This window comes from Spiroplasma chinense (genome assembly GCF_008086545.1).
Classification (GTDB): Bacteria; Bacillota_I; Bacilli_A; order Mycoplasmatales; family Mycoplasmataceae; genus Spiroplasma_A; species Spiroplasma_A chinense.
In genome coordinates this window covers 1,202,576-1,222,376 of sequence record NZ_CP043026.1, presented here as the reverse complement: position 1 = coordinate 1,222,376, position 19,801 = coordinate 1,202,576, and the positions used below count along the sequence as shown (strand labels likewise).

General features: G+C 27.9%; 15 protein-coding genes and 1 riboswitch. All 15 genes read left to right on the top strand.

Annotated elements, in window-relative coordinates:
* Positions 1–30: 30 nt before the first annotated feature.
* The 15 genes from SCHIN_RS05545 (at position 31) to adhE (ending at position 19,656) form a co-directional block, all read left to right on the top strand.
* Positions 31–2,142: an ADP-ribosylglycohydrolase family protein gene (locus SCHIN_RS05545; protein WP_166508633.1), complete on the top strand. Its 2,112-nt coding sequence runs from the start codon at positions 31–33 to the stop codon at positions 2,140–2,142.
* A 2-nt stretch (positions 2,143–2,144) separates the two neighbouring features.
* On the top strand, positions 2,145–3,026 hold the full coding sequence (locus SCHIN_RS05540; protein WP_166508632.1) for a ribokinase: 882 nt from the start codon (positions 2,145–2,147) through the stop codon (positions 3,024–3,026).
* Between the two features lie 10 nt (positions 3,027–3,036).
* Positions 3,037–4,674, top strand: a complete 1,638-nt coding sequence (locus SCHIN_RS05535) for a glycoside hydrolase family 32 protein (protein ID WP_166508631.1) — start codon at positions 3,037–3,039, stop codon at positions 4,672–4,674.
* Between the two features lie 122 nt (positions 4,675–4,796).
* Positions 4,797–5,723, top strand: a complete 927-nt coding sequence (locus SCHIN_RS05530) for a PfkB family carbohydrate kinase (RefSeq protein WP_166508630.1) — start codon at positions 4,797–4,799, stop codon at positions 5,721–5,723.
* Between the two features lie 13 nt (positions 5,724–5,736).
* Positions 5,737–6,435: a DeoR/GlpR family DNA-binding transcription regulator gene (locus tag SCHIN_RS05525; RefSeq protein ID WP_166508629.1), complete on the top strand. Its 699-nt coding sequence runs from the start codon at positions 5,737–5,739 to the stop codon at positions 6,433–6,435.
* 27 nt (positions 6,436–6,462) lie between these two features.
* Positions 6,463–7,905, top strand: a complete 1,443-nt coding sequence (locus tag SCHIN_RS05520) for a glycoside hydrolase family 32 protein (RefSeq protein ID WP_166508628.1) — start codon at positions 6,463–6,465, stop codon at positions 7,903–7,905.
* A 7-nt stretch (positions 7,906–7,912) separates the two neighbouring features.
* Positions 7,913–8,821 (top strand): carbohydrate kinase family protein, encoded by a 909-nt coding sequence (locus SCHIN_RS05515; protein ID WP_166508627.1) that lies wholly within the window; start codon positions 7,913–7,915, stop codon positions 8,819–8,821.
* 287 nt (positions 8,822–9,108) lie between these two features.
* The gene (locus SCHIN_RS05510) at positions 9,109–11,463 is read left to right on the top strand and encodes a hypothetical protein (RefSeq protein ID WP_166508626.1); all 2,355 of its coding nucleotides are present in this window, start codon (positions 9,109–9,111) and stop codon (positions 11,461–11,463) included.
* Positions 11,464–11,542: 79 nt separating this feature from the next.
* A riboswitch (cobalamin riboswitch) is annotated at positions 11,543–11,711 on the top strand.
* 113 nt (positions 11,712–11,824) lie between these two features.
* Entirely contained in the window at positions 11,825–12,910 is a 1,086-nt protein-coding gene (locus SCHIN_RS05505; RefSeq protein WP_166508625.1) for a hypothetical protein, read from the top strand.
* Positions 12,911–12,918: 8 nt separating this feature from the next.
* The gene (locus tag SCHIN_RS05500; RefSeq protein WP_166508624.1) at positions 12,919–13,374 is read left to right on the top strand and encodes a hypothetical protein; all 456 of its coding nucleotides are present in this window, start codon (positions 12,919–12,921) and stop codon (positions 13,372–13,374) included.
* A complete protein-coding gene (locus tag SCHIN_RS05495) occupies positions 13,364–13,882 on the top strand; it encodes a hypothetical protein (RefSeq protein ID WP_166508623.1) in 519 nt (172 codons plus the stop codon). The genes SCHIN_RS05500 and SCHIN_RS05495 overlap by 11 nt, the downstream gene beginning before the upstream one ends.
* Complete coding sequence (locus SCHIN_RS05490; RefSeq protein ID WP_166508622.1) at positions 13,882–14,634, top strand: ABC transporter ATP-binding protein; 753 nt, start codon at positions 13,882–13,884, stop codon at positions 14,632–14,634. The genes SCHIN_RS05495 and SCHIN_RS05490 overlap by 1 nt, the downstream gene beginning before the upstream one ends.
* The gene (locus SCHIN_RS05485) at positions 14,624–16,315 is read left to right on the top strand and encodes a hypothetical protein (RefSeq protein WP_166508621.1); all 1,692 of its coding nucleotides are present in this window, start codon (positions 14,624–14,626) and stop codon (positions 16,313–16,315) included. The genes SCHIN_RS05490 and SCHIN_RS05485 overlap by 11 nt, the downstream gene beginning before the upstream one ends.
* On the top strand, positions 16,315–16,845 hold the full coding sequence (locus tag SCHIN_RS05480) for a cob(I)yrinic acid a,c-diamide adenosyltransferase (RefSeq protein ID WP_166508620.1): 531 nt from the start codon (positions 16,315–16,317) through the stop codon (positions 16,843–16,845). Before SCHIN_RS05485 ends, SCHIN_RS05480 begins: the two co-directional genes overlap by 1 nt.
* A gap of 177 nt (positions 16,846–17,022) precedes the next feature.
* Positions 17,023–19,656, top strand: coding sequence for a bifunctional acetaldehyde-CoA/alcohol dehydrogenase (adhE, locus tag SCHIN_RS05475; RefSeq protein WP_341785899.1), 2,634 nt, complete (start codon positions 17,023–17,025; stop codon positions 19,654–19,656).
* Positions 19,657–19,801: the final 145 nt, after the last annotated feature.

Genomic DNA, 19,801 nt, shown 5'->3' with positions numbered 1-19,801 from the left:
ACTCAAAAAAAGAGTTGAGGTTTGTTTGTAATGGACTATCCTAAAAATTACAAAGACAAAGTTTACTCTGGTTGATTGGGAAAAATAATAGGAATTATTTATGGAACCCCAACCGAAGGGTGAAAGAATGAAGAAATTGAAGAAGTTTTTGATAAATACGATAACTATTTAACAGATTATAAAAGATATGCATCAGATGATGATTACATTTGAGGAATGATTTATCAAGAAAACTTAAAAAAATTATCTAGAAAAAATTTAGATGGTGCTAATTTTGCAAATGCAATAATGAACTTAGTTCCAAATGGTCATGGAGTTATGTGGTGGGGTGGTAAAAATATTGCTACTGAACACACAGCTTTCATAAACATTAATGAAGGTATAATTCCCCCACTAACTGGTTCAAAAAAAACAAATACAGACTATATAACAGAACAAATTGGTGGAGAAATATTTAATGATCATTGAGGATTGTTAAGTCCAATTGACAAACTTGAAGCAATGAAACTTGCAAAAAAAATGGCTAAAGTAACTCATGATGGAGATGCGGTAGTGGGAGCGATGTTTATGTCGGCTTGCGTATCTCTTGCATTTGATAATTACCAAAGCATAAAAGAAATAGTTCTTAAAGTTGTTGATAAATTACCTCCATCACACTACAAAGAAGTTTGTTGTGACATAATTGATTTTCAAAGTAAAAATCCAAAATGAAGAGATAATCTAAAATATATTAAAGAAAATTATTTCTCTTCTAAAAAATATCCTGGTGTTTGTCATGTTATTCCAAATGCTGCTATTGTTTTAATAGCTTTATTATGTTGTGAAAATGATTTTACAAAAGCATTAGAATACACTTTGCTACCAGGAGAAGATACAGATTCAAACCTTGGAAACACAGGAATGATAATGGGTGTATTTGTAGGACTTGACGGAATTGATGAAAAATGAATAAATCCTCTTAATGATGAAATAATTTGCTCAACGGCGTTGGGTGAATTAAACATACAATATATTTCTGACCTAGCAATGAGAACTGTAGAACTTTCAAAACGTTATTTTGAAAATGCTGAAGTAAGCGTGAAAGAAAAAAGAGTTTGAAATTTCGATCAAAAGTTTGCTAAAAAAGGTTTTAAAACTTGAGTGAGCTCAGATAAAAACTTTACAAAAAAATTAAATTTTTGCAAAGTTTTTGAAAAAGAAAAATTTCTTAGATCATATTTTTCTTTCTTAACCCCGGGCGATAAATTCAAAACTTACATTAATGGTTTTTATTCAGTAAAAGATTTTGAAGATTCAAGATATGATCCTGAAATTTCACCAAAAATATTTTTTGGTCAAACAATAAATTGTAAAGTTAGACAAGAAGATTTTGAATTTGGACAAGATATATTAGGAAGCGTCTTTGTCGAGACTCTTGAAGGTAAAACTTTTGAGAGTGAAAAGATTATCGTAAAAGATAATTGAACAGAACTAAAATTCGAAATTCCCAAAGTTGACGATGATCACGTTTATAAGGTTGGAATTATATATTATCTTGATGATAGCAAAGAATCTTTGAAAAAAAGATTTATAAAAATGGATATTTCAGAATTTGAAATTACCGGAGCTCCTTATATTAATTTGGATTTAAAAAAATCCAAAGAAGAATATTGAACTAGATTTCATAAAAATATTTTGGGCTTTACAACTTACAGACATGGTTGAGAAATTGAAAAAGAAGGTATTGTAAATAAAAATAAAGAAATTTTTAATGAAACTTATTTTGGTCAAAACTTTAGAAATGACTTTACCTATCAAATAAATTTTTTAGCAAAGGAAAACGCAAACTTTGGATTATCAATCTTTGTAGAAGGAATTTTTGAAAAAATTTCTTTCAACTTTAAAGATGACAAAGTATTTATTACAGAAAATTATGATTATCAAAACAAAAAAATAATTTCTGAAGGCGCTTGTCAAATTAAGATTGGTAAAAACAAATGTAGTATTGAAGTTAGACAAAATAAAATTAATTTATTTGTAAACGAAGTACAAATAGTTTCAAACCAAGTTTTTGATGACACAATTTTCAAAGGAGTTGGACAATTCTCAATGTTTGAAAACACTAACGACAAAGTTGTATTTGAAAAGGTAATGGTTAAATAAAAATGGGAAAGATTATAGTATTGGGTAGTGTTAATGTAGACCTTAATTTAAATTTAATAAATTTCCCAAACAAAGGTGAAACAACTTTTAGTAATAATTTTTTTACAAGCATTGGAGGTAAAGGTTACAACCAAGCATATTATTGTTCGTTGTTTGAAAAAGAAGTTTTATTTAGTTGTGCAATTGGAAATGATGAATTTGCTGACTTAATACTCAAAGATTTTGATACTAATAAAAATATAAAATATATTATTCAAAAAAATAACAACGTTTCAGGTTCTGCAATAATACTGAATCATGAAAATGATAATAGAATTATTGTTAATAAAGGTTCTAATTGAGATTGAAAAGCAGAAAATTTTAAAGCAGATTTAATTGAAGAAGGGGATGTAATTTTATTTCAACTTGAAACACCTCAAGAAGAAAGTGTTAAGTTAATAAAAAAAGTTAGAAAAAATAAAGAAGTAACAATTTTCTTAAATCCTTCTCCGTCTTTGAGTTTTGATTTAACCATTTTAGAAAATTTAGATTTTATAATCTTAAATGAATCAGAGACAGAAAGTATCACAAAGAAAAATCCAAAGATAGCTATTTTAGAATGTGTTGATTACCTTTTGAGAAAAGGAGTAAAAAATATAATTATTACATTAGGAGCCGAAGGATGTTTCTTTGCAAATGATAAAGTTTTAAAAAAATATGAAGCTAAAAAAATTAAAGTAAAAAATACAGTAGGAGCTGGTGATTCTTTTCTAGGATCATTTATATCCAAATATCATTTAACAAAAAATGTAGATGAAGCTATAAGATTTGCAATTAATATAGCTTCTAAAGTTTGTGAGTCTGAAAATATTAGACTTACAAAAAAAGAATTAGAAATAATTTAAGGAGACGATGATGAAAGAAAAAGAAGAAGTTTTAGTAACTGAAGAATTAAAGAAAGAAAGAAAAAAAGATGAAAATTATGTGGTGCCAAAAATAAATCATAAATTATATTCAAATTTATTTCATGCTCAAAATCCAGATCAAGGAATGATGAATGACATTCAAGGTGGATTCTTTAGAGATGGTGTATGACACATTTATTTTCTTCAAAATGCTGATGGAGATTTTGATAAGTATGGTTTCAACCATGGAGTTGATGATTCTGTTTGATATCACATCACAACAAAAGATTGAATAAATTGAACTTATGAAGGTCCAGGTATTCCAAAAAATACACCTAACTTTAGAGATCAAGCAACTGGTACTTTTTATGAGGATAAACAAAACATTTTTGGTTATGATAAAAATTATATTGAAGGAAAAGATGCCAAGACTATAATGGCAGCAACAACATCTTTCAGTAAAAAAGGACAAAATATCATGATGTGATATACACTTGATAATGGTTATACCTTTACATCAGTTAAACCAGAACCAATATTATGAAATCCAGGTGCAAGTGAACACTTTAGAGACCCTTACTTTTTTATAAGAAAAGATAAAGAAGGTAATAATGTATTTATTATGTACTTAGCAGAAGATGACCACTTTGGTGTATGGGTATCAAATAAACCAACTTCAGATTACAAAAAAATTGGAAAGTATTTTGCAAAACACCCTATGTTAGAGTGTCCTAATCTTTTTGAAATGAAAGTACAAGGAACCAATGAAAAGAAATGAGTTCTATTCTATGGTGGTAATGGTATTCACGGAAAAGATGCTGACGGACTTTCTATTGGAACTTATTATGTTGTAGGTACTTTGGATGAAAACTTTGTTTTCATAGAAGAACCAGGTCAGGAAACAAAAAGATTAGACTTTGGTCCAGATTATTATGCTGCAAAACTGATGACTTTAAAACAAGAAAACACTGATATGGATTCTCTTTTAACAACTGGTTGAGTAAGCAACTGATCATATAATTTTGCAGTTCCAAATGATGGTAGATATGGAAATATGTCGTTGGCAAGAGAAATTAAATTAATCAAAACAGTTGATGGTAGATACGAGTTAAAAAACGAGTTTGTGAACTTTTGAGATAACAATGATGATTATGATTCAAAGCTTGAAAAAGTTGCAAAAGTTTTGGCCCCAGAAAAAGGAAAAACCCAAAACACTAAAAACTTTTTAACAGATAATAATTTTGAAGGTAAAACATATAAATTAGATTTATTGTTATCTAACATCAGCAATGATGAAATTGTTAAAATAAAACTTGCAGATGATATGTATTATGTTGATGTTCAGATTGATTTTGGCAAAAATGAAATAAGTGTTGAAAGAAAACTGGACTTCGAAATGGTACAAGGAGAAGAAGAATTTAACAAAAAATGAACCTATAGTGCACCAGATTTAGATAAAAATTCAAAATTTGAAATCTATGTGGATACTACAGTTATTGAATTTAGATTTCCTGATGAAAGTGCCTTTACATTATTAAAATATGTTGACGGAGAGTCTAAAGAAGAGTTAAGCATTGAAACTAACAAAAATGCCATTATAGACTTTGCATACTATCAATTAATAAAAATAGAAAATCCAAATAAATAGACAGATAGTATTTGTCTGTGGCTATACCAATAAGTATTAAGAATTATCTTTCTTAAGGTTGAGTTTTTTCGAAACAGCTATTTAGTTTTAAAAGTATAGTATAATTTTAAGGAGGATAGGATATGAAGAGTTTAAGTATAGGAGAGTCTTTAGTAGATATATTTGTTAATTTCAATGATGAAAAAATAGTTCACGTAATTGGTGGAGCACCTTTAAACTGTGCGGTTGTATATGCACTTGATAAAGATAACGAATCTACATTAATTACAGATTTTGGATCGGATTTTCATGGTAATGAAATTAACAAATTTTTAGCAAGTTTAAAGGTAAAAGTAATTAACAAAGTAAATAAAAACTTTACAACAAAAGCGATTGTAAAGAAAAATAAAGATAAAAGTGTTGAGTTTAAATTTATATACAAAGATGATAATGATTCTGCATATAAACACAATATCAAAGTTGATGAATATGATTTGATTAACTTTGTAAGCGCTTTCTATCTGTCAGATGATAATCTATATACCAAAATATATTCACCGCTTTTAAAGTCTGCAATAAAAGAAAATAAAAAAATAGTTTTTGACCCTAATTACAGAGATGATGCATGAGGGGGAAAATCAAGTTTCTTTCAAAGATCATTGGACTTTATAAAAAATGCAGACTTAATTAAATTAAAAGACTCAGACCTTCAAATCCTACAAGAACAAGCCAGTTTACTTGGAATTGACAAAGATATAAAAAAATTTATTAAAAAAAATAGTGTACTTATAAATACAAAATCAAATAAAGATATTGAAATATATTACAATGATCAAAACTTCTATTTTAAAAACGAAATAGAAGAAAGAATTATAGATTCAGCAGGTGCTGGGGATATATTATTGTCGTCTATATCAAATAAATTTTTTAAAGAAAAAAAAGTATCAATCGATAAAATTGTGGAATTTACAAAAGATGCACTTGTGGAAGTAAAACAAAGCTTAAGCTCTGTAGGAGCTATTGGTTTTCTAGAACAAGCATCTTGAATAGATAACAAAATCCAGTTTTAGGAGATCCAGGAAGATGAAGAAAGCAAACAATCAATTAGTTATTTTAGAAACTATAAGACAATTAAAAAACCCAACATTTAAAGAATTACAGCAAAAACTAGATATTCCAGAATCTACTATTAGAAGAATACTTACTAATTTCGAAAGAAGTGGGAAAGTTGTAAAGGATTTAGGAATGTACCAAATTGTAGCGCAACCTTTAGTTAGAGAAACACCATATTATGAAAAAACATTTACAAATATTGATAAAAAGAAAGAAATTGCAATGAAAGCTTTTTATTGTATTAAAGATGGTGAATCTGTATTCTTAGATGGTGGAACAACTATTGATTTTCTTGCAGATCTCTTGGAGATTGGTCAACATTTAAATATTGTTACAAACTCTATACCAATCTTTTTAAAGTTATTTGAAAAAGGTTTTAAAGATATTGTTTTAATTGGTGGAAACTATAATGCAACAAACCAATCACTTGTTGGTTTTGGAGCAGTTGATTTTATTGAAAAATACAACTTTGATGTTTCTTTTTTAGAAGTATCATCGGTTGATAACGAATACAATTGTTACACAACAAGTGTTGATGATTGTCAAATTAAACAAAGAATTATTGAGAAATCTAAATTTTGCTTTGCTCTAGCAGATGAAACCAAATTTAATAAAAAGTCTTTTATTAAATTTGGTTCAAAAAAAGATGTAATTATTATCTCTGAGTAAAAGAGTTTAGATTAGAAAGGATTAAAAATGAAATTTAGAGAAGAAATATTATGACTTAAACATAATGAACATACAAAAGAAGATATTGATAATGCAAATAAGTTAGTTGAATCAGATAAATACTATAGACCCTTATATCATTTAGCGCCCCCAAACGGATTGTTAAATGATCCAAACGGACTTTTATTTAAAGACGGAGTTCATCACATTCATTATCAATGAAGTCCAATTCAACCATATCATGGTTTCAAACACTGACTTTATGTTACAACAAAAGATTTTGTAACTTATGAAGACAAAGGAGTCTCTATTGTTCCAGATATTCACGAAGAAAGATCTGGTGCATTTTCTGGAAGTGCTTATGACTTTGGTGATAAAGTAAAAATTTATTACACAGGAAATATAGAAGAAAACGGACATATGATTGAAGAGGTACAAATTGCAGCTGATTTAATCGACGGAAAAGTTTTAAATAAAAAAGTTGTTATTAATGGAGACTTAAATGAATTTACTCCAAATACAAGAGACCCTAAAATTTTTGAATATAAAGGTCAAAAGTATATGATCTTTGGAGTTCAAAACCAAAAAGATAAACTTGGAGGTGTTGCATTTTATAAAATGATAAACCCAGAAGAGTTTGAATATTTTAAAACTTTAAAACCAAGTTTAGGAATAGATTATGGTTATATGTGAGAATGTCCAAATTTAGATTTACTTGGAGATAAAATGTTATTTATGATGTCTGCAGAAGGATGAAACAAAGATGACAACAAGTATGAATTAAATAATTCTAGAAATGTTGTTTATACTGCAATTAAAGATTTAGATCTAGAAAACGGAAAACTAAATGAATTATTTGAAATGATAACTATGGATTATGGACATGACTTTTATGCTCCACAAACTTATTGAGTAAAAGACAAGTTGGTTATGATAGGTTGATTTGGAACAATTGGAGTTCAATATCCAACTGATGATTATTCATGACATTCAATGTTAACAATACCTCGTGAGTTGAGTTGATCTGGTAATACATTAGTTCAAAAACCCTTTAAGGATTTTGAAAAGAATGTTTTAGTTGATACAAAACAAATAACTACAGATTCAATTGAAAACAAACAAGCTCTACATTTAAAATTTAACTTAGATGATAATTTAAAAATAACTTTAAAAAATGATAAAGATGAAGAAGTTGTTATTGAATTCACAGAAAAAGAAATCATTTTAGATAGATCAAAACAAAGTGAAGAAGTTGACTTTGAATTTGAGTCACCAAGATATGCATTAAGAAAAGAAAAAGAACAAGTAGTAGAAATGTACATTGACAGATCTGCTATAGAAATCTTTGCCGACAATTATAAAACCATTTTTACATCAAGATTCTTTATTAAAGACTTCAATAAAATTATTTTTGATAAATCAATAAATATAGAAATTTCAGATATTAATCCTTTAATATTGAAAAAATAAAATTGATATGAAAAAAATATTAAGTATAGGTGAAGCTTTAATAGATGTTATTAAGCAAGATGGAAAAATAATTGAAGAAAATGTTGGAGGAGCTCCACTTAATGTGGCATGTTCTGTAGGATATTTAGGTGGAGATGTTTCTTTTGTAGGAGCAATTGGTAATGATTCTAATGGAAAGAAAATAGAAGAAATGCTTTCGAAATATAAAGTAGATTTAAAAAATGTACAAGTATTAGAAGACAGAAACACTTCTCTGGCATATGTTTCTATATATGATGAAGGAGAAAGAAACTTTGAATTTAAGTTAGATGCAGACCAAAAACTATCTTTTAAACCTATTGAAGATGAATTTGGAAATTATGACATTGTTCACCTGGGAAGTGCAACTTCACTATTGAGTGATGAAGTTAAAAAAAACTATAAAGAAATTTTAAAAAGAGCTGTTGAGGAAAAAATGTTTATTTCATTTGATCCAAATTGAAGAAACCTTTTATGAAAAGAAGATAAAGAAACCTTCAAAAAAGAGGTAGAACCATTTTTAAAAGCTGCACACTTAGTTAAATTAAGTGAAGAAGAGCTACAAATTGTTTCAGAAATCTCTGACAACAAATTAGGGTTAGAAAAAATCATGAAACTATACCCACAAGCAGCTTTTATAATAACTTTAGGAAGCAATGGTAGCTTATTTGGTTATCAAGGTGTAACAAAACACTATGAAATACAAAAATCACAAAACCCTGTTGATACAACAGGAGCGGGAGATTCTTTTATTGCATACATTGTCTATAAAATTTCTCAATTAGATAATTTCTCAAGTTGAATTGAACACAAAGATGACATAGTAAATGATGCAAACTTGTTTGCAAGAAACAGTATTGAATATAAAGGTGCATTATCATTTTTAGAGCACTTATAGTTTTAAAAAAAATCTACTTACAAAGTAGATTTTTTTGCCTTAAATATTGGTTTTACAAGATTTGTGCAAATAATTGCTCTTGTTTTTTTGTTTTTATTTAATAAAATTTATTTGTATCAAGCTATGGTTATTAATTTATCAAATATCACTCGTTAAAAATGGAGGGAATTAAATATGGTAAATTTACATTTAATAAATAAACTAATAATAAAACGTCTATTGGCGGTAAGAGGTTTTGGTCAAAGTTATCTTATGAAAGTAAGCATGCTTACTTTCGTTAAGTAAATATGTTAAAAAATATAAAAATAATACTAATATTTTTGACCACGCCGTTCCTGTTTTTACAAAATATAGTTAACACAGGGTCATTTTTTAGAGACACACAAAATATTTCAAACAACAAAATTCAAGAAAGTGAAAAAATAGAAGATTGGTTTGAGAATGAAACAAACGAATTAATTATGGATGCATGAGGCAATTACTTAATTAATCATATAGAATTACCACAAAAGTTTTTGAACGATTCTTCTGAAGAAGTTCGTAAAGCTTTTGTAGGTTATACTAAAGTTGATATGAATAGATATTACTCATATTCTAAATATCTTGAAGAAAATTTTAAATGATTATTTTCATTTACTTTGAACAAAGAGAGAAATTATTTAGAAAGTTATAATGATTTTTTTGCAGAATTGTTTTCAAGTTATATTAATCAAATACTAGGAAATCAAATAACAGTTTATACAAAAATAGTTGACGATTTTCTATGGAAGAAACTCCCAGAAATTTTAAATTTGATTAGTGATGGCAAAGGGAAAGAAGAAATTTTTGAATATACATCAATTATTAATGAAAAAGATTTCTTTTTTGCAGAAACCAAAGCTGATAAGTTTTATAAAAATTTATATACTCGTCAAAAGAAAGAAAGGTTTTGAACTTTAAAAACAGAGGAAGATCTTGATATAGTTGAATTGTTAACTATGAAAAGTGGAGTTAGCGCTACAAAAGGACACTATTCAACATTACTTGATAAATTAGAATTAATTAGCAAAGAGTTTGAAATTCAAAACATTCAAAGCTTACTAATGCATACACCTTATTTTGAAAACGATTTGATATTTAACAGTTATGATAAAGGTGTTTATAAAGAATTTGATAAAATGGACAAACTGTTTGAAGAAAAAACTAAGGTTTCTGGAACTAATTACAGTGGGTTAATGTTAAAAAGAAATTTGCATTCCTTAAATAATTATTGAAAATCCAAAGTTACTAATTGAAATAATGATATTGCATATAGCGATGAAGAATTAAAAGAACATGAAAAAATTGTAATGCAAATAATGAATTTATTTTATATTGTAACAGGTCAGGAATTTTATAAATTAAATCCTGTTCATCTATTATTATCAAGAGATTTATCAGAAATAAATAATGATTTTGGGGTCTTAAAAACTTATGATAGTGAAAAAAACTTTTCAAGCATAACAACCTTTGTGACACCATCTGACTCAGTACCATTGAAGGAAAATTCTTATATAATCTATAACTCTTCTAATGTTGATAAAAGAGAACGAAATTATTTTCCTTACCAAGTTTTTTATCATTACCTATCCAAAGCTATGTTTTGGTGAGCAGGAAAAGAAAATGAAGGTAATTGAAACTCAGTAAACGCACAAGAATTTATTAAGAACGAAATTTCAAGTATCAATGAAGGGTATAAAATGTGAAATAAAGATCATTTTGAGCAGGAAGTTGATTATACCGAGTTGGAGGCAAAAGGGTTTGGTTCACTTGATGAAATAACTGTATATCTTGGTGTTAGCAGTTCAATAAATGGTAATTTCTTTGATATGTTAAAGGAATTTTATGAACCAATTGCAGAGGAGATTTCTAGACAAATCGAACTGTTATATTCAAACATTAATGGAGTCGAATTAAAGTTTATAGAACCAACTTATGATTTTTATAATGAAAACGGTGGCAGTGTTTTTAACACTAAAGGTATTTTAGAAAAAATATTAAAAAGAGAGCCTTTAAAATTATGATATAAAAAGAAATTTAATAAAGAGGAATTAAAGGTTGAGGTCAATTTCGTTACGCCGGGTGGGGATGAAAACCTAAAATACATAACTAATGGTTTTGCAACAGGAGATGTACTTGAATACGATGAAAATGATCAAAATTTAGTATTACCTTATGAAAAATACTTCTTAAATTATCAAGAAGCAATTGATAGGACCATTACAGTTTTGTTGGAGAGAAGTGAATTAGAAGAGTATAAAGATGAAGTGCAATTATTTGTTTTAAAAGGATATACAGATGTTGAAACTTCTAATTGAAGTTTAGAATGGCTAAAGGAATTTTGAGATAAATCTTTCAAGAGTAATTCAGAAATAGAATTTGTTGTAAAACTGAAGTTACCAAATGAGGAAGTTGCTTTTAAACTAAAACTTATGCAAAGAATTAGAAATATAAGTAATCCAGCAACACCAAAGCCTCCAATTACATTTGAAGGGTCTCAAGGTATTTCGGGTATATGAATATTCTTATTAGTCTTTTCTATCGTATTAACTGCGGTATTCTTAATCGAAAACATCGTCCTATTATCACTTTCAATTAAGAAAAAGAAAAATAATAATAATTAATAAACTATTCTAAGGAACACTTGTTCCTTTTTTTGTATTAAAAAAATTTATTTCACATTACTTTGCTAAAATAAATATAGAACTAAAAAGCAAGTAGAATGTAAGGGAATTTGGTGAAAAGCCAAAACTGTACCAGCAACTGTAAAGCGGATCTCTTGTCTTGATACCATTGAACTAAATTTAAGTTTGAGAAGGTGACAAGAGAGAAGAAACTAAGTCAGGATACCTATTTTACTAGATAATTATTAATCTTTCACTGGCTATGGAGGATAATATTTATTCATAAGGAAATAAATATTAATTAGCCACGATTTAGATCGTGCTTTTTATTTCTACAAATAAGATAACAGGAGAAAAAAATATGAAAAAAATGCTTAGTATTTTAGTCTCTCTTTCAATGACAAGTGGAATCGTAACACAAGTTATTTCTTGTGGAACACCAAATAATGAAACGTCAAAAACCATTAATACAACTGATGGTTTGATACTAACTAGTTACAACTCTGTAAGTAACGCTAAAGAAACTTATGAGAATGCTTATTTAAAATGAACCACTTTTACACCAAGTGTTGGTTCTTATATAAAAAGTTATATGCTAACAAACTATACAGTTAAAGCTAATAAAGAAAAAGTGGCCAACAAAACTGTAGAATTAAGCGATGTTAAAGAAGAAATATTTGACATATTTAATTCAAATTTAAGAGTATATGGTTTTTTAGATAGTGATTCAAACTTTAATATCAATGATTTTGATTTTACAGAATTTACATTGGTAGGAGATTTAGAATCTCTCTACAATGGTCCTGGTTCAGAAGCGGATTATAGTTATTTGAAATTTAAAGTTAATATAAATTTCAAAGGTAGTGATAAAACTTTTACAGTAAAAGGTGGAATAACAGATTGAAATTTTGATCCAATAAAAGATTTGGATGCAAATAACTTCAAATCAATTATTGATAAAGTTGTTGAAGCTGGATACATAACTGACTGGACATATGGTACTGGTGCACCAATTAATCAAAGTGTATTTATCACTTTGGATTTTAATGGAGCTAAAAAAGATCCTAACAATTGAAGTTGTTTAGAACTTCTTGATGAAGATAAAAACGGTTGTGATTGAGATGAAGATCAATGAATCTCAACAGAAACAGTTAAGAAACTAAATACTGATTTTATTTCTTCAAGATTAAGAACTGCAGGTATCATTGATGAAAAATTAAGTCTAAATTACAATTTTTTAGAACTTGATGTTGCCAGTGCAATGTCAAGTTGAAATACTGGTGGTAAACCAACTTTAAGTAATGATGGAGAAAAAATATGATTTGAAAAAAAATATGATTTTGGAGTTCACTCAGTATTGTTTAAATCATATTTCTATTGACCAAATGTAGAAGATTATAGATTAGAAACTTGAGGATCATACCTAAAGTCAAACATAATTTATTAGGAGGAAATATGAAAAAGCTAAAAATAATAACTAATATTTTAATAGTTTCAAATGTTATTTTAGCTATTTTATTTTCCTTGTTTGTGTATAAATTTTATTCACTTAAAGGACAAATAAGAGAAAGTGCAGTAGGAAGTACTTTGCATTATCAAGCCTATGATTCAGAAAATAATTTGATTCTAGACAAAGAAGTGAATGATGTAGCTGGTCTTAACTTATACGAAGTCTTAAAGAAAGATGAAGAAGTGAAATTTAAGTTTACGATGATAATTGCAATAAAAGGATTAGAGCAAGAAGATGGTCCGGGTGCTAGAGCATGATTCATTTATTCTGAAACGCACTCCGCATGCAAAAACGCAGTAGGTCATTTTTGTGGAGAAGGTGCAGGGACAATGTATTTAGGAATGACAAATTCGTTTGTTTTTAAATATGAGGTTTACGGGACTAGTATAGATGAAGAGTAAGAATTTTTCTCATGCATATTCAATAGCTTTAGTTGCAATGTATGCCTCAATGGTTTTTGCAACAAAAACTATGATAGCTTTCATTCCTAATGTTGAAGTTACAACTCTACTATTATCTTTTTCTGTCATAATTTTTAATTATTGAAAAGCACTTCTAATTACTATTGTATTTTGTACATTAGATGTATTAATGTGAGGTTTTGGTACTTGGTATATTACTTACTTAATTTTATGACCAACCCTAATTACAATGATTTTTATTCTACGAAAAACTAAAACACTAAATTGATTTACCTTTGTTTTAATTAATACTTTGTTTGGTTTTATGTTTGGAACACTTGACGCCACAGTCAATTTAATTTTTTTTGACTGAAGTGTTTTTTACGCATACTGAATTAAAGGATTAATTTTTGATGTAATTCACGGATGTTCAAATTTCTTAGTAGCATACTTTTTATACAAACCCATTTACAATGTATATAGAAATGACTTGGCAAGGTACTTATAATGAAAAATATATTAGAGATTAAAAAGTTATACAAAGATATAAGAAATAAAAAAATTTTACATGATATAAACTTTGAAATTAAGGAAGGTGAGTTTGTGGGCTTTGTTGGTGACAATGGAGCTGGAAAAACCACAACCATCAGATTAATTTTTAATGAATTAAAAATTAATCAAGGAGAAGTTTTGTATTATGGAGAAAGTGTCTTTGAAAATCAAAATCTAAAAAATCTGGCTTTTTTTCCAGATTCAAATAATATACCACTTAACTTTACAGTTAATGAGTATATTAAATATATTTGTGAATTAAGTTTCTTACAAAATTATGAAAAGAAAATAAAAGAGTTATGTGAGTTCTTTAATTTTGAAAAACATGTTGATAAAAAATTTAAAGAACTTTCAGCAGGAATGAAAAAGAAAGCTCTTCTAATTTCAATTTTGGTTATTAAACCAAAAATGATTATTTTAGACGAGCCAACAGCAAATTTAGATGTTAAATCTAAAATCGAATTTATGAATATTTTAAAACTATTGAATGAAAATGGAATAACTATTATGGTTACAAGCCATATCATTGAAGAGTTAGAAAAAAACATAAATAAATTAATTTTAATTGATAAAGGAAAAATCCTTTACAAAGAAAAATACGATCCCAACAAAGAGTCAATTCAACAAATTTACTCTAAGTTGGTACCAAATGAAAAACTAGACATTGAAAAATTAAAGAATATAGTGGAGATAGAAAATGAAAGATAACCTTAAAATAATAAACATAATGTTTAAAGTTAATATGAAAAAGGCTTTGGTTGACTATACAATACTAATTACTATTTCTTTATTGATTTTAAATAATGTTGTTTTTCCAGTCATTATAAATCAAAATTACAGACAAGGTATCATTAGTGGTAACCTTAATGTAAAAATGACTTTTTATATTAAAACTACATTAGACATATTATTTTTAGCGCTTTTAAATTTATTTGTTATAAGTTTATTTTGAAAAAAACAATATGATGATGGAGTTCATAATGTCGAAAAAAGACTAGGTGTAAAAACAAGTTATATGTTTTTCTTGAGAATGGGTCTTTCAAAAATTATCACAGTTACAACAATATTAATAAGTTTTTTAATTTTTTTTACAATCTCTTCAATTATGGATAACACTCCTAAAGAACTTGTAAACACAAAATTTATAAGTGTTTTTGGATTTTATTATCTTGTAGATGTTTTGTTTTTTACAATTACTATGATTAGTATTTTAACAATTCATTATATAGCTGCAATGTTTGTTTCAATTTTTATACCGTTCATTTTAGTTTTAACTCCAATGTTTTATTCAAAAGGTTATACAAGTTCTTATGACAATGTAATGAAATATAGAGATGAACTAAAGTTTGTTGCAGCAAACATCAGAACAAAACTGGGTTTTGATTTTAATGATTTTCTTGAAAAAAACAACGAGTATAGTTTTTTTCAAGAACAATATAATGGTTTAGATATTAGGTGACATAACTCTCAACTTTATACTTGAGATTTATATGAAAGAGAATTTTATTTTGGTGATGTTTATTTCCCAAATATTGCAACTGAGTTAGAAAAGAATTCACCCGATATTTATTCTTTCTTTAAAAGCATAGATGATTCATTATACTCAGGTGAGTGACAAGAAAATTGTAATAAAGTGGATCTAATGTTTAATTATGGTAAAAGACGCGAAAAAGATAACATTTACTCAAAAGGAATTTGTGATATTAGCCGTTTTTCAAACTATCTAATATCAAAAAATATTGAAGATGGTAAATTCAACTCTCTTTTTAAATATATTTCAAATTCTGCTAAGGGAATACAAATCTATAACGAATTGGATGAAATTATAAGTTTTTCTCCAGGAACAAGATCTGGAACCATATTTGCATATGGTCATGTTGATGAGAATCAAGCCACAATAGATACAGTTGTTGCAAATGTTAAAACGCCAATGCAAACTGTTTTCAATTGATACTTTTTAAACCTATTAAAAAGTTCTTATGTATTTGATAATTATCAAGTAAAAGCAGTTGTTAATTTAGACAAAATTTTAGGAGATAAAAACTTAAAAAATAAAGTTGATATATTCAGGCATTTTGAAATTTTATGAGCTGGAAAAAGTTACACAAATCCAAATTATGATGATATTTGAAATCTAAGTGGAGAGTTAAGAAATTCCTTTTTAAATAGTTATTTAAAAATAGAATTACCAGATGCAATTGCAAGAAGAGATACTTCATTGCAAGCTCACAATTTTATTTTTACAAGTGAAACTTCTGAACTATCACAATCAGTTTTAGTAAAACAATCAGTAACTGTTGTTTATGAAGCTATGTTTATTACTTATTTCACTTTATTTTTAGGATTAAATTTTATAACATACTTTATCTATGAAAGGAAATGAAAGTAATGAATAAGAAAGGGTGCTTTCACATTTATTATGGGAATGGAAAAGGTAAAACTTCAGTCTTAAATGGGATGTGTTTAAGAGCGAAGGGTTCTAATATGAATGTGAAATATTTAAGATTCTTAAAAAATATGAAAACCTCTGAAAATGATATGTTAAGCAAAATTGGGGTAGAGGTGGAAAACTTCTATCACTTTTCTAAAAAATTTATCTGGGATATGAATCCTCAAGAGGTGGAAGAATTTAAGGTTGAATCATTAAAGGGTCTCGAAAGATTAGAGCAATTACTTCAAGATGAATCTGTAGATTTAATTTTAGTAGATGAGTTACTTGGAGTAATTGAAAATGGTTTCTTTGATAAAGAACATGTTGTAAAAATAATAAATAACAGAAAAAGCAATATTGAAATTGCAGTTTCAGGTAGAGTTATTTATGAACAAATGAGTGAAATTGCAGATCTTATAAGTGAAGTTAAAGAAATTAAACATTACTATGAAAAAGGTGTAACTGCACGAAAAGGAATTGAATATTAAAAAACGACTTTGAACTAATTCAAAGTCGTTTTTTTTGAAAAATATTTCTTGTATATTTAATAATTATCACACTTTTTAAGTGAAAAATTCAATCTTTTTTAAAAAAATAAGCAAAAAACTTTCAAAAGAATAAAAAAAGCAAAAAAAGTATGAAAAAAATTTTCATAAGTACTATAATTAAAAAGTAAAAGGAGATGCAAAATAATGGAAAACATCAAAGCATTGTTTGACAAAGCAAGAGAAGCTTACGAACAATATTCTACTTTTGACCAAGAAAAAGTAGATGAAATATTTAAAAGAGCTGCATTAGCAGCTAACGAAAATAGAATCTATTTGGCAAAAATGGCAAACGAAGAAACTTCAATGGGAATCGTTGAAGACAAAGTTATCAAAAACCATTTTGCCAGTGAAATCATCTATAACAAATATAGAGATCTTCAAACTGTAGGTACTTTTTACGAAAATAAAGCATTGGGAATTCAAAAAGTTTATGAACCAATCGGGGTTATTGGAGCTGTTATACCAACTACAAACCCAACATCAACAGCTATTTTTAAATGTCTATTGGCATTAAAAACTAGAAACGCAATTATAATTTCACCTCACCCAGGTGCAAAAAAAAGTACTATTGAAGCTGCAAAAATAGTTTTAGAAGCTGCAGTTAAAGCAGGTGCTCCAAAAGACATCATCGGATGAGTTGAAGAACCAAGCTTAGAAGGTACAGATTACGTTATGAAAAACGCAGATATCATTCTAGCAACAGGTGGACCTGGAATGGTTAAAGCTGCATATTCTTCAGGGAATCCAGCTATTGGGGTTGGGGCAGGTAATGCACCAGCACTTATTGATGAATCAGCTAACTTAGATACAGCTACTTCATCAATTATTCAATCAAACACTTTTGATAACGGGGTTGTTTGTGCTACAGAAAACTCATTAGTAGTTTTAGAATCAGTTTATGATAAAGTAATTAAACTATTTGAAAGCAAAAACACTTACATCGTTAGATCAGAAGAAGAAAAAAACAAATTCAGAAAAGCAATGTTTAAAGAAGGAAAATTCGGTCTATTAAACGCTGACTTAGTAGGAAGAAGTGCATTAAAAGTTGCAGAATTAGTTGGAATTACTGTTCCTGAAACTACTCGTTTTATCTTAGTAGAAGCAGAATCTACAGCACATGATGAAGCATTAGCTCACGAAAAATTATCAACTTATGCTGCAATCTTTAAAGCAAAAACTTTTGAAGAAGGAATCCAAAAATCAAGAGATATCTTAAAAATGGGTCCTGGACATACAGCATCATTATGAATTGATGCAGATAAAAACAAAGATAAAGTTGAACAATTTAAAACTTTAAACCCAGGTAGATTATTAATCAACTCACCTTCATCACTTGGAGGAATCGGGGATGTATATAACTTTGGACTAGAACCAAGTTTAACTTTAGGTTGTGGAACACACGGAGGGAACTCATTCTCACAAAACGTTGGACCAATGAACCTATTAAACGTAAAAACAGTAGCAGAAAGAAGGGAAAATATGCAATGATTAAGATTGCCTGAAAGAATTTATCATAAATTTGGTGCGTTAGAATTCGCATTTGACGACTTAAAAGAATGAGGAATCAAAAAAGCATTCATCGTAACAGATAAATTCATTAACCAATTATACGGAAAAAGAGTTACTACTCAATTAGATAAATTAGGAATTCAATACACTATTTATGATGATGTTGAACCAAACCCTATGTTATCAACTACTTCAAGAGGAGCTAAAAAAATGAGAGACTTCGCTCCTGACTTAATTATCGGATTTGGTGGAGGTTCATCAATGGATGCTGCCAAATTAATGTGATTAATGTATGAAAATGATGGAAAAGAAATTGACTTTAAAGACTTAGCAGTTACTTTTGCAGATATTAGAAAAAGAATTGTTAGATATCCAGCAACAAACAAAAAAGCAAAAATGTTATGTATTCCTACAACATCAGGAACTGGATCAGAAGTTACACCATTCTCAGTTATTACAGATGATGAAACTCACAAAAAATACCCATTGGCAGATTACTCATTAACTCCACAAATGGCTATTATTGACCCAGAATTAACATTAACAGTACCAAAAGGTGCAACTAACGCTCCTGCTTTAGATGCATTAACTCACTGTTTAGAAGCTTATGTATCAGTTATGTCAACAGAATACACTGATGGTTATGCTGTTCAAGGTGCAAAAAACATTATGGAATACCTACCAGCTGCTTACCACAATGGTTCAGAAGATAAAGAAGCTAGAGGAAAAGTTATGAATGGGGCTGCATTCGCAGGTATCGCATTTGCTAACGCATTCCTAGGAATAGTTCACTCATTATCTCATAAAGTTGGTGGATACCACGATGTAATCCACGGTGCTGCAAACGCAATTTTATTACCATACGTAATTAGATATAACGCAGCTTGTGTATTAGAAGGTGGAAAACAAGCATACTTCTCACAATACACAACACAAAATTCAATGGAAAAATATGCTCAAATGGCAAAAGAATTAGGATTAAAAGGAAAAACTAATGAAGAATTAGTGGATTCATTAATCGAAGCAGTTCAAAAATTAACTGCAGAAGTTGAATTAAAAGCATCATTCAAAGATTATGGTGTAGATGAAGCTAAATTCATGGAATCACTAGATATGATGGCAGAAGATGCATTTGATGACCAATGTACAGGGGCAAACCCAAGATATCCATTAATCGAAGACATCAAACAAATTTACATTGACGCTTACTACGGTAACGAAATTAAAAAATTTGCAAAATAATTTTTTAAACAAGATCAAACACTCTTTATAAAGAGTGTTTTTTTTGACTAATTTTAATCAAACCTTTTAAAATTAAAAACTATATTTTGTAAGAGTTATTAAAATTACCAATATTGCTATAAAGAACAATTTAAATAACTTTTAC